Genomic DNA, 11,775 nt, shown 5'->3' on the forward strand with positions numbered 1-11,775 from the left:
AAGTGCCGCCATGATCGCACACACGGACTCTCGTCTACGGTTTTGGCATGCCTACCAAGTATTACAGGCGGCTGTAAACGTTTACATGCGGCATGATCATGCGACACGCGACACGTCCTCTGCAACGGGAGCAAGCTTATGCACTTTCTATTGATATACGAATTGAGCGCCGACTATCTCGAACGCCGGTCGGCGTTTCGTGACCGCCACCTGACGGTGGCGTGGGCAGCGGCAGAACGTGGGGAATTATTGCTGGGCGGGGCGATGGAGGCTCCCGTCGACCGGGCGATGCTGCTGTTCGAAGCAGACTCGCCCGCGGTGCCGGAAGCGTTCGCGCGGGCCGATCCGTATGTGACCGAGGGGTTGGTCACGCGCTGGGAAGTGCGCAAGTGGAATACGGTGGCGGGTGACGGGGCGGCTCAGCCGGTCAGGCCGGCGTGAGCGCCCATGCCGGATTATGAAGCTGGAGTCGTGAATCTGGAGTCATGACTCGCTGGTGGTTTCCTCGTGCGCGTCCTCGTCGCGGGGTGCAGGTCTGGGCGCCGCGGCCCTCGTGGAAGCGGCCCCCGTGGAAGCGGCCCCCCCGGCGGCGGAAACCGGACGGCGAGCCGTGCTGAACAGGCGCGTGAGCGTATCGTCCATCTCCTGCGAGCGTTCGAACAATTCCGCGAGCCAGTCCACGAACGCGCTGACCCTTGGCGCAGCCTGCCGGCTCTTGATGAACGCCACCGACACATTCATCGGCATCGACTTCCATTGCGGCAGCACTTCGCGCAATTGCCCGGAGCGCAGGTAAGGCAACGCGGCAATGCGCGGCGGCTGGATCAGCCCGAGCCCTTGCAGGCCGCACGCGAGATACGCGTGTTCGTCGGTGACCTGAACAAATCCCGCCATTTTCACGGTCATCGCTTCGCCATCCACTTCGAAGTCGAAATCGCACGGCCGCCCGGTACGAGGCGACACGCAATTCACCGCGACGTGCTGCGCGAGCTCGTCCAGCGTCTTCGGCGTGCCGTGCGCTTCCAGATACGCGGGCGTCGCGCACGTCACGTGCTCAAAGCTGCCAAGCCGCCGTGCGATCAGCCCGGAATCGGGCAATTCGCCAAGCTGCACGCTGCAATCCACGCCTTCGCCAACCAGATCGACGGCGCGATTGCAGATGCCGATCGACAACTCGATATGCGGGTAACGTGCATGGAAATCGGGCAGCGCGGGCACGACCAGCGCGGTGGCGACCGTATCGGGCAGCTCGATGCGCAGACGCCCGCGCAGACGCTCGTCGCGGCCGTGAAAGCCCGCTTCCAGATCGTCGATATCCGCGAGGATGCGCACGCAGCGCTCGTAACACTCGGCCCCTTCGGGCGTGAGATTGAGACGCCGCGTGGTGCGGGCGAGCAGTTGCACGCCGAGCAGCGCCTCGAGTTGTTGAATGGTCGTCGAGACGCTTGCACGCGGCATGCCGAGAGATTCGGCGGCGCGCGAGAAGCTGTTGGTATCGACGACACGGATGAACACACGCATGGCATGAACGCGATCGGTCACGGGAGTTTTCCTGTAGAAGCGATGAGTGCGATGACCGGCGGGCGCCTTCGGGTGATGCAGAAGGAATGCCGGCAAGGGTCACACTTTAGGCGTCAGGACGGTTCGCGTGAATACATAAAAGTCGCAGATTCTTGCCTGCTTCTCCAGCTACAGCGTGGGCAGTTCGCCGCGCAAACGGCCGCTTTCCGCGCTGCCAATGGTGCTTGCGCTACCCGAGCCCCCGCCGATCCGCCCGCTCACCAGTCCGCTCATGTCCGAGCCCGACGGCGCTTGATAGAGCCGCAGGCCCAACTCCGGCAGGATGGACAACAGATGGTCGAACACATCGCCCTGGATGCGTTCGTATTGTGTCCATGCGGTGACGGCGGTGAAACAATACACCTCGACAGGAATGCCTTCCGATTGCGGTTCCATCATGCGCACCATCATCGCCATGTCCTGCCGGATCTCCGGATGCCGTTGCAGATACGCGACTCCATACGCGCGGAAGGTGCCGATATTCGTCAGCCGCCGCCGGTTGGCCGGCTCACTGGCGAGCTCGCCGAGATTCTTGTTTGCCTGATCGACCTCGATCTGCTTTTCTTCCAGATAATCGTGCAGCAAGCGGAATTGCTTGAGGCGCGCGGTTTCTTCATCGGTGAGAAAACGCACACACGTGGCATCTATTCTTAACGTCCGCTTGATGCGCCGGCCGCCCGATTCGAACATCTGCCGATAGTTTCTATAACTCTCCGAGAACAGCTTGTAGGTGGGCACGGTAGTCACCGTGTTGTCCCAGTTCTGCACCTTGACCGTATGCAGCGCGATGTCTTTCACGAAACCATCGGCGTTCGATTGCGGCATCTCGATCCAGTCGCCTATGCGCAGCATGTCATTCGATGTGAGCTGCGTGCTCGCCACCAGCGATAACAACGTGTCCTTGAACACGAGCAGCAGGACGGCGGACAATGCGCCGAGCCCGGACAGCATCCAGAGCGGCGAGCGGTCGATCACAATAGACAGCACCAGCACGCCGCAGATCAATGCGAGCGCGAGCTTGCCGATCTGGATGTAGCCTTTGATCGAGCGTGTCTGCGCCTGCATGCTGGCCGCGTACACGTCTTGCCATGCGCTGAGCGCGCCACCCAGTGCGAAGAAGACGCAGATCCATGCGCCCGCGTGCGCGAGCCGCTCGATCACATCCGCCATGTGACCAATGTGCGGCACCTCGCCAATACCGATCGCGACCGCCGCGAACGGCACGGCGTACCAAAGCTGGTGATACGCCCGATGCCGGGCGAGCGACTTGTCCCATGCCTGGCGTTCGGTCAGCACGAGCAGCCGATGCGCGAAATACAGCACGATGCGCGCGACCACCCATTGCGCGAACAGCGCGGCCAGAACGAGCATGAGCATGCCGAGCGCGAATTGCGCCCAGTGATGCGTGGGGTAATGCTGCTGCACGGTGTCTGCAACAGTGTCTATCAGGTCGTCCAGATTCAGATTCATGCGGGCAGTGTGGAACATAAAGAGACGAACTTGATTACTTCAAACGAAGCGACCCGTATTGTGCATGAAAGGCGGCGATGTGCTTTCGGCCATTCGCGCTTTCTGTATTGGGTTCCTCGCGTGCTCCATTATGATGACGGCTTCATGCATTCCCGCGCGCGAGCGCAACGCCCATGCGAACCGTCAAGCTGGAACATAACGACGACACTGTTCTCGACCCCGCCGATCCCCAACTGGTAATACGCGGCTCCCTGCTGCTGGACGGTCATGAATGCGGCGGGTGGGAACAAAGGCGCGACGGTACCTGGATTGCGCGGCTTTCAACGTCCGGCGAGGCGATCGTCGCGGCAAGCCGTGACCAGCTCATCGAGCGCTTGACGCTCGTTTCTCTCTGACCTTCATCCTTCGCTCATGTATCTGTCGATTCTGGCTGTAGGTATTGGCGGCGCGCTCGGTTCCCTGTTTCGATGGGTGCTCGGCCTGCGCCTGAACGCGGTGTTCCCCAATCTCCCGCTCGGGACGCTGGCGTCAAACGTCATCGCGGGTTATGTGATCGGCGTGGCGGTGGCGTGGTTCGCGCGTTTCCCCGGGGTATCGATGGAATGGCGTCTGTTCGTCATTACCGGCTTGATGGGCGGCCTGTCCACCTTCTCGACGTTCTCAGCCGAAGTCGTCGCGCAATTGCAGCAAGGGCGCTACGGCTGGGCAGCGGCCGAAATCGCGATTCACGTGACGGCGTCGGTCGTGATGACCATTTTGGGCATCGCGACAGTCTCGCTGACGCGCTGAATGCAACCCGTCATCCGGCGTTATGACGCCGCCGACCTGGATGCAGTGATCGGCGTGTTCCTGCGCTCGGTGCGCGAAGTGGCGTCGCGCGACTACGATGCGGGCCAGATCGCGGCATGGGCGCAAGCGGACCGCGATGTCTGGTCGCGTCGCCGGCTTGACCGGTCCACATGGATCGCGTTAATCGACGATGTCATTGCAGGTTTCATGGATCTTGAAGGTAACGGCCACATCGACATGCTGTTCGTCAATCCGCCGAACCAGCGCAAGGGCGTGGCGAGCGCGCTGCTCGATACGGTGGAAAACGCGGCGCGCGGGCAACGGCTCGCGGTCCTCGATACCGACGCCAGCATTACCGCGCGGCCGTTCTTCGAGAAGCACGGCTTTCAGGTCGTCCGCTCGCAAGATGTGGCACTGCGTGGCCAGCGGTTGACGAACTTCCGGATGGAGAAGCGTTTGATCGCTGTATAGACAACTGATCATAAAATTAGCCAGGTCGAACCCTGAAAACGCCAAATAGGTGTTTTCAGGCCTTGTTTTGGGGGATTTGTTTGTTTAGACTGGGCCGCAACTTGTATAGACAGGACTTGCGATGATCACATTGACCCCCGGTTACCTCACGCTCGCGCACTTGCGCCAGATCGCTCGCGGCTCGGACGCGTTAACGCTCGATCCGGCCAGCTTCGCCGCTATTGACGCCTCCGCGCAAACCGTCGCCGACATCGCCGCCAAGGGCGAGCCGGCCTACGGCATCAACACGGGTTTCGGCCGGCTGGCGAGCACCCATATTCCCGCCGATCAGCTTGAACTGCTGCAGCGCAACCTGGTGTTGTCGCATGCGGTGGGCGTGGGTGAACCCATGTCGCGACCGGTCGTGCGTTTGTTGATCGCGTTGAAGGTGTCGAGCCTGGGACGCGGACATTCGGGCATCCGCCGCGAGGTCATCGACGCGTTGATCACGCTGTTCAACGCCGATGTCTTGCCTGTCATCCCTGTAAAGGGATCGGTGGGCGCATCGGGTGATCTGGCGCCGCTGGCGCATATGTCGACGGCGTTGCTTGGTATCGGCGATGTCACCATCCGTGGCGAGCGCGCGAGTGCGCTGGACGGGCTGCGCGTGGCCGGCCTCGAACCGCTGACGCTGCAGGCCAAGGAAGGTCTCGCGCTGCTCAACGGCACGCAGGCTTCCACGGCGCTCGCGTTGTACAACATGTTCGCGATCGAAGACCTGTATCGCACTGGACTGGTGTCGGGCGCGCTGTCGGTGGATGCTGCGATGGGTTCCGTGGTTCCCTTCGACGCCCGCATCCACGCGCTGCGCGGGCACGCCGGACAGATCGATGCGGCTGCAGCCTATCGCACCTTGCTGGAAGGCTCCGCGATCAATCTCTCGCATCAGGATTGCGACAAGGTTCAGGACCCGTACAGCCTGCGTTGCCAGCCGCAAGTAATGGGCGCGTGCCTCGACCAGATGCGCCACGCAGCCGATGTCCTGCTGATCGAAGCGAATGCCGTATCGGACAACCCGTTGATCTTCCCGGACACCGGTGAAGTGCTCTCAGGTGGCAACTTCCACGCGGAACCCGTTGCGTTCGCCGCCGATAACCTCGCCATCGCTGCCGCGGAAATTGGCGCGTTGGCGGAGCGCCGGATTGCATTGCTGATCGATGCGACGCTCTCCGGTTTGCCACCGTTTCTCGTTCGCGATGGCGGCGTGAATTCGGGCTTCATGATTGCGCATGTGACTGCTGCGGCGCTGGCGTCTGAGAACAAGACCTACGCGCATCCGGCGTCCGTCGACTCATTGCCAACATCGGCGAATCAGGAAGATCACGTCTCCATGGCGACGTTCGCCGCCCGCAAGCTTGGCTATATTGCGGAGAACGTGGCGCATATTCTCGCTATCGAATTGCTGGCGGCGGCGCAAGGCGTCGACCTGCGCGCGCCACATCAAACCAGCCCGCGCCTCGCCGAAGTGATGAAGACGCTGCGCTCGGAAGTCGCTCATTACGATCTCGATCATTATTTCGCACCGGACATCGAGGCGATCGCAAAGCAGGTGGTCAGCGGCGATATCGCGAAACATTCCCCGCTCTCGTTTGTTTCGGAAGTTCAACCCAACGTTTAACCGGACGCCAACGCCCAGCATGAGCACGCCCGCGTATCAGGAAATCAAGGATCACATTCTCACGCGCATTCATGCGGGCGAGTGGAAGGAAGGCGACCAGGTGCCTTCCGAAAACGAACTGGCGCGCGAGTTCAAGGTCGCTCGGATGACGGTCAATCGCGCGCTGCGCGAACTGACCGCCGAGCAGATCCTGACGCGCGTGCAGGGCGCGGGTACGTTCGTGGCGCAGCCGAAATACGCGTCGACGCTCGTGGAAATTCGCAGCATCTCCGACGAAATCACGGGGCGCGGTCATGTGCATCGTGCTGAAGTGATGCACCTGGGCGCGTCTGTACTGGACGAACGTCTCGCAGTGGAAATGCAGCTTACCGAGGGCAGCCCCGTATTTCATTCGCGGGTGCTGCACTTCGAAAACGACTTGCCGATCCAGTTGGAAGAGCGCTGGGTCAATCCCGCGCTTGCGCCGGAATACGCGCGTCAGGATTTCACCAAGATCACGCCGAATCAATACCTGATGGTCGCGGCGCCTTTGCAGCGGGTGGAATATCGGATTGAAGCGGCGCTTCCCGATGAGAATACGGGCCACGCGCTTTCGATGAAACCCGGCGAGCCGTGCCTCATGCTGCATCGGCGGACTTGGTCGCGGGACGCGGTGGCGTCGGTGGCGAACCTCTGGCATCCCGGCGATCGGTATCAATTCACGGGTCATTTCTAGACCCGTCACTCCTGCCGGACCCTCTCCCGGTTCGGTTGAATATTTGTGGAAACCGCAATACGGCCCGCTGTACTGCGGCTGCTGTTCGAATTTCAACGCGTTCCGCGCGCTTTTTCAGTAAAAAATTCCGAACTTATTCGCCTCATTCCGTTTTATCGGCTATTTCCACCTGATTGTTGCGATTTCCACAAGGATGTTTCGCCTAAATCAGGGTTTTCCCTCAAGGTTTCGAAGCATAGACTTCTTACATCCGAAACAGATTCAGAACGCGCTTATATCCCTCTGAGATTGTTTCGAGACCAAACAAAATACCGGAGGTTTCACCATGTTCAAGTCACTTATTCCCGCAGTTGTTATCGTGTCGGCATTGGCAGCTCCGACGTTCGCATTTGCGCAAAGCACTGACAACAACGGCCCGCTGACCCGTGCTGAAGTCAAGGCGCAACTGGTTCAGCTGGAGAAGGCAGGGTATAACCCGGCTGGAGACGAGATCGATTACCCGGCGAACATCCAGGCCGCTCAGGCTCGCGTAGATGCACAAAACGGGCAGGCAGCAACGGCGTATGGTCCTTCGACCAGCGGCACCTCGGCAAGGGGCGTTCGTAGCTCGGCTGCACCGACGCAAAATGGTCCCGGTTCGGTGTTCTTCGGTCAATAATCTGACGCTGAGCAACTGAGAAGTGGATCTGGCTGGATCAGGTCCGGCGCAGGAGACGATGGAACCATAGTGGTTCTTTCGGGCTCGGCGCCAAAAGAAAAACTCGCCCCCCGCGTTAAAGCGGCTGGCGAGTTTTTTTCGCTCGCGCTGATGGACGGGACTGGAGTTGGGCGGTCTCCCGGGCAGCAGATGTGCACAAACAGCGCTTCGAGCTGGACCGGCGGCTTTTCAAGTGCGCTCAGCGGCGATCGATACTACCCGGTCGCCCGCAGCAGGACCAGGACAGGCAGAATGGTGCAGCGGGTGCTGTTCGGCGAGTCCGCTGCGGATCAACAGTTGTCCGTTATGCTCACCGCTGCCCGGGGCGCGCTCACGCAGGTTCCGCTCTCTTTGTGAAGGGGTTTCCCGGGGATGCCAATGCCGTGATTGCACGGTTTCGGCCGCGTCCGCCAACGGGTTTTAGACGTAGGCCTTCATGAGTGAATAGCGGATGTCGAACGAGCACCGATGCAGGGAGCGAGCGCAGAACGCGCGCCAAAGCTTCAGGCACCGGTTCGGGTGAGCGGGAGTCGGACTCGCAGAAAGGGAGCGAGTTTTCACCCAATCCTTGCATCCAGCTCAGGCCGCTGGGCAACCGGGGGTCTGTGCAATGAGGGAAAGAGTATGACGACAACGCAGCCACCTATAAAGCACGTGGTTCTGGCCAGCGCGGATAGCGAAAGTTACCACTCTTTGCGCCGCCGGCCCATGTCGCGCGCGGAGCGGTTCGAGTTGGGCAGGAGCCTTCGTGATCAGGTTCCCCGCGCCTCATTGGGCGACTGGAAGGCGCCAGCGAATCGGCCCGATCCGGTCGAGCAGATCATGCGTTCGCACGAGGGGCGGCTGGACTGGTTGATCCCGATCCGGGTCGGCCGGATGGTCGCTTCCCCCTATGGGTTCCTGCGCGGTACGGCGGTCGTGATGGCAGAAGATGTTGCTCATCTCCCGGCTTCCGGTATCACGCCGGTGATCTGCGGTGACGCTCACCTGGGCAATTTTGGTTTCTACGCGTCCCCGGAACGGGATCTGGTGATCGACCTGAACGACTTCGACGAGGCGCATCCGGGTGCCTGGGAATGGGATCTGCGCCGACTGGTCGCCAGCATTTGGGTCGCCGGCCGGCACACTGGCGCAAGCGAAATCCAATGCCACGCGTCCGTGGCGTCTTGCGTCGCGGCCTACCGGCAGGAAGTGCGGCACCTGGCCAATCAGCCGCTGCTGTCGCGCTCCTACGAGCGTATCGATGTTGATCGACTGCACGAAACGACAACCGATACGGCGCTCAGAGGGGAGATTGCGCGTGCGGCCAAACGTGCGCGTACCCGAACGAGTGATCGCGCGCTCCCACGCTTCACGACAGAGCTTGACGGGCAGCGACGCATTGTCGACGAATCACCGTTGATTACCCGCGTCCCGGACGTGGAAGCGGAGCGTATTGCGGTTGCCCTGGACGAGTACCTGAACACCCTCGCGTCCCATTGGCACCGGGTTCTCGGCGGCTATACCTTGCTCGACATCGCCCACAAGGTCGTGGGAGTCGGCAGCGTGGGCCTGCGCGCGTATGTTGCGCTGCTTGAGGGTAGTAGCGCCGATGACGTGATTTTCCTGCAACTCAAGCAGGCACGGCGCTCGGTGCTGGCGCCTTTCGTTCATGGCGATTCGGCATGGCACGCCCATCAGGGGCAGCGCGTCGTGGAATACCAGCAAGCGTTGCAAACGGTCAGCGATCCGCTACTGGGCTGGACCACCATTGATGGTCTGCAGTACTACGTCCGGCAGTTCCGTAACATGAAAGGAACCATATCACTTGACGCGCTCGATCCTGCAGCATTGACCGACTATGCCGGGGTGGTGGGCCATCTGCTGGCGAAAGGACACGCCCGTACGAGTGGCGCGTCCATGATCGCCGGGTATGTCGGTTCTTCGGACAAGCTGGACAAGTCACTGTGCCGCTTCGCGCAAGCCTACGCCGACCAGACCGAAGCCGATCATCAGGCGCTGGTCAATGCCGTCGCTCGTGGTGTTCTGCCCGTCGAGTATGGCGACCAAGGAGTCGGCAAGACCGCGTTTCGACCCTAGCGTCATTCAAGCCCGAACGAATAGTGAATGTTGAGCTAACGCCAGGCCTTCGTGAATTCACCGATCACGCGCGCGAGATGCGCGTGCATCGCTGAGCGCGCAGCGGCCGCGTCGCGCGCCGCGATGGCCGAAAAGATGCGCTGGTGGTCTTGCTGTGAAGCCTCTCGCAACGCGGGCGTATGGAAGTGCTCCTCAATCTTTTTCCACAAAGGGTCGGCGCGGGAGTTGTCCCACATCGCGGTCACCACGAGCCGGAGCACCTCGTTTCCCGTCGCCCGCGCAATCGCCAGATGGAACTCACGGTCAGCGGCCTCGTTCGCGGCCTTGTCGTGCATGTTTTCGCGCATTGAGCGCAACGCCGCGAAGAGCAGGTCGAGGTCCGAATCCTTGCGTTCGGTCGCGGCGAGCGCCGCGATTCCGCTTTCGATCACCCCCCGCGCACGCAGCGTCTCGATCGGGCCTGGGCCACGCGGGAGTTCGAACGTGACGGAGCGCGCCTCGGGTGCTTCGGCCACATAGATGCCCGACCCTACACGCACCTCGACCACGCCCTGCATTTCCAGCGCGATGATCGCCTCCCTCACCAGTGTCCGGCTTACGCCGAAACGCTCGGCTAGCGTGCGCTCGGAAGGCAGGCGGGCACGAGGTGCGACGCCGCCAGCCGTGATCAGGTCGTAGATCTGTTTCGCCAGCCCGACATAGGTACGGTCGGCCGCGTCCGCATCGGCGGCCCGGCCGGTTGGCGTGTGCGAAAGATCGGCCATCCAGGATTCTCGAAATCGTTGAAGCCGCCCGTCGGCGGCTGAAGTTCGCCGGAATGGTACACCAATTTTGTGTCACGCCGCGCCTGCTCGCGGCGAGCCTGTTTTCGTCCATCCAGCAAGGCAACGGCGTGGATTCAGCCCGATCGCGGAGCGAACCTTTCGCACTGGTAAACCACTATCGCGGGCAGATTGGTATGCCAGTACTGTCAGACGGGGACGCGTCCGCGTATGCCCTTCGCTTCGCTTCAAGCGGACGCCTTTGAAGAGGCCATTCCGCTTGTTCGGCCAGTCCGCTTCAGTCCCGCTGCAGCACATCCGCAAGATTCCCTGCGTTACGCACACCGTGTCGGCAATTCATGACGAGCGAGGTGCGCCGGCAACCGGTAAGTTCAATCCAAAAAACAGGAGACAACATGCTTTCAGGAATCCAGGTGCTTCGAGCGGCGGCGGCCGCGGCATTGACGCTATTTGCAAGCGCGGCTTTCGCGCAGGCATCGATCGTTTCCGGACCGCCCAGCGATCCCACGTGCATGGTCCCATGGAAGAGCGACACGAAGTTCGTCAAGTATCCTAAGAAGAACGGACCCTACCGGGTCGCGCTCGTGAACGGCTATATCGCGAACACCTGGCGCATCCAGATGATCAAGACGGCCAAGGCCTATACGGCGCAACCGGCGGTTGCCGCGAAGCTCAAGGAATTCAAGGTCGTCTCGACCGGTGAGGACGTACCGGCCCAGATCTCGGCCGTCAACAACTTCATCGATGCCGGCTATGACGCGATCATCGTGGACGCGCAGAATCCCGCCTCGTTCGGACCCGCGATCCGACGCGCGAAGAAGGCCGGTGTTGTGCTGATCGCGTTCGACAACACGCTCGACAGCGAAGACGCGATCAACGTCGACGTCGACCAGTACGGGCTCGGCGTGCTGTGGGCCAACTGGCTTGCGACTCATGTGCCCAACGGAGGCAAGGTGCTCGAGGTCCGCGGCGTGGCGGGCACATCGGTCGACACGGACCGGCACAATGGTTTCCAGAAGACGTTGACCGCGACCGGCAAGAAATGGAACGTGGTCGAGGTCTATGGCAAGTGGGACGACGGCGTCGCGCAGAAGGCCGTCGCCGATGCGATTGCCGTGCAGGGCCACTTCGATGGAATGTCGGCGCAGGGTGGCGACACGGGTGTCGTGCGCGCGATGCTCGACGCGAAACATCCCTTCGTGCCGTTCGGCGGCGAAACGGAGAATGGCTTTCGCAAGCTCTGTGCGCAGTATGGGAGCCAAGGACTGAAGTGCACGTCAGCGGGCAGCGGTCCCGGGCAAGTAGCCGTGGCGATCAAGACGGCGCTCGCTGCGCTGGACGGCCAGACGATCCCGGTCGCGATCAAGCTGCCGCTCGACGTCACCGACGATTCGAAGCTTAAGGCGGGCGTCAACTATTTCCCGGACGAGTCCGACAACTTCTTCGTCGGCAACTCGTTTCCGACTTGCGGCATCAATTTCTCCGCGCAGGAAATCATGAAGCAGGATCAGGGCAATCAGTGATCGACGCGCATCTGCATGGGATCGGGGTAAGC

General features: G+C 61.5%; 12 protein-coding genes. 9 read left to right on the forward strand and 3 right to left on the reverse strand.

Features of this window, described 5'->3' with window-relative positions; all coding sequences use genetic code 11:
* Window positions 1-138: 138 nt before the first annotated feature.
* Window positions 139-441: a YciI-like protein gene (locus tag FH08_RS0104715; RefSeq protein WP_031357216.1), complete on the forward strand. Its 303-nt coding sequence runs from the start codon at window positions 139-141 to the stop codon at window positions 439-441.
* A 42-nt stretch (window positions 442-483) separates the two neighbouring features.
* On the opposite strand, the gene FH08_RS0104720 is transcribed toward FH08_RS0104715, so the two are convergent.
* Window positions 484-1,542 carry a LysR family transcriptional regulator gene (locus FH08_RS0104720; RefSeq protein WP_075583287.1) on the reverse strand — a complete coding sequence of 353 codons (1,059 nt, stop codon included), beginning with the start codon at window positions 1,540-1,542 and terminating at the stop codon, window positions 484-486.
* 147 nt (window positions 1,543-1,689) lie between these two features.
* The gene (locus FH08_RS0104725; protein WP_031357218.1) at window positions 1,690-3,030 is read right to left on the reverse strand and encodes a mechanosensitive ion channel family protein; all 1,341 of its coding nucleotides are present in this window, start codon (window positions 3,028-3,030) and stop codon (window positions 1,690-1,692) included.
* Between the two features lie 173 nt (window positions 3,031-3,203).
* Here FH08_RS0104725 and FH08_RS0104730 point away from each other — a divergent pair, with 173 nt between their 5' ends.
* The 7 genes from FH08_RS0104730 (at window position 3,204) to FH08_RS0104765 (ending at window position 9,438) form a co-directional block, all read left to right on the forward strand.
* On the forward strand, window positions 3,204-3,425 hold the full coding sequence (locus FH08_RS0104730) for a hypothetical protein (RefSeq protein ID WP_051887764.1): 222 nt from the start codon (window positions 3,204-3,206) through the stop codon (window positions 3,423-3,425).
* A 16-nt stretch (window positions 3,426-3,441) separates the two neighbouring features.
* Window positions 3,442-3,819, forward strand: a complete 378-nt coding sequence (gene crcB / locus FH08_RS0104735; RefSeq protein ID WP_031357220.1) for a fluoride efflux transporter CrcB — start codon at window positions 3,442-3,444, stop codon at window positions 3,817-3,819.
* The gene (locus FH08_RS0104740) at window positions 3,820-4,290 is read left to right on the forward strand and encodes a GNAT family N-acetyltransferase (protein ID WP_031357221.1); all 471 of its coding nucleotides are present in this window, start codon (window positions 3,820-3,822) and stop codon (window positions 4,288-4,290) included.
* A 121-nt stretch (window positions 4,291-4,411) separates the two neighbouring features.
* The gene (gene hutH / locus FH08_RS0104745) at window positions 4,412-5,947 is read left to right on the forward strand and encodes a histidine ammonia-lyase (protein ID WP_031357222.1); all 1,536 of its coding nucleotides are present in this window, start codon (window positions 4,412-4,414) and stop codon (window positions 5,945-5,947) included.
* Window positions 5,948-5,966: 19 nt separating this feature from the next.
* On the forward strand, window positions 5,967-6,662 hold the full coding sequence (hutC, locus tag FH08_RS0104750) for a histidine utilization repressor (protein WP_031357223.1): 696 nt from the start codon (window positions 5,967-5,969) through the stop codon (window positions 6,660-6,662).
* Between the two features lie 325 nt (window positions 6,663-6,987).
* On the forward strand, window positions 6,988-7,320 hold the full coding sequence (locus FH08_RS0104755) for a DUF4148 domain-containing protein (protein WP_031357224.1): 333 nt from the start codon (window positions 6,988-6,990) through the stop codon (window positions 7,318-7,320).
* Window positions 7,321-7,983: 663 nt separating this feature from the next.
* On the forward strand, window positions 7,984-9,438 hold the full coding sequence (locus FH08_RS0104765) for a DUF2252 domain-containing protein (protein WP_035565336.1): 1,455 nt from the start codon (window positions 7,984-7,986) through the stop codon (window positions 9,436-9,438).
* A 35-nt stretch (window positions 9,439-9,473) separates the two neighbouring features.
* Here the strand turns inward: FH08_RS0104765 and FH08_RS0104770 are convergent, their stop codons facing one another.
* Window positions 9,474-10,202 (reverse strand): FadR/GntR family transcriptional regulator, encoded by a 729-nt coding sequence (locus FH08_RS0104770; RefSeq protein ID WP_031357227.1) that lies wholly within the window; start codon window positions 10,200-10,202, stop codon window positions 9,474-9,476.
* 413 nt (window positions 10,203-10,615) lie between these two features.
* On the opposite strand from FH08_RS0104770, the gene FH08_RS0104775 reads away from it, so the two are divergent.
* On the forward strand, window positions 10,616-11,743 hold the full coding sequence (locus FH08_RS0104775; RefSeq protein ID WP_031357228.1) for a sugar ABC transporter substrate-binding protein: 1,128 nt from the start codon (window positions 10,616-10,618) through the stop codon (window positions 11,741-11,743).
* The last annotated feature ends 32 nt before the right edge of the window (window positions 11,744-11,775 follow it).

Source organism: Caballeronia sordidicola, assembly GCF_000729995.1.
Taxonomy (GTDB): Bacteria; Pseudomonadota; Gammaproteobacteria; order Burkholderiales; family Burkholderiaceae; genus Caballeronia; species Caballeronia sordidicola_A.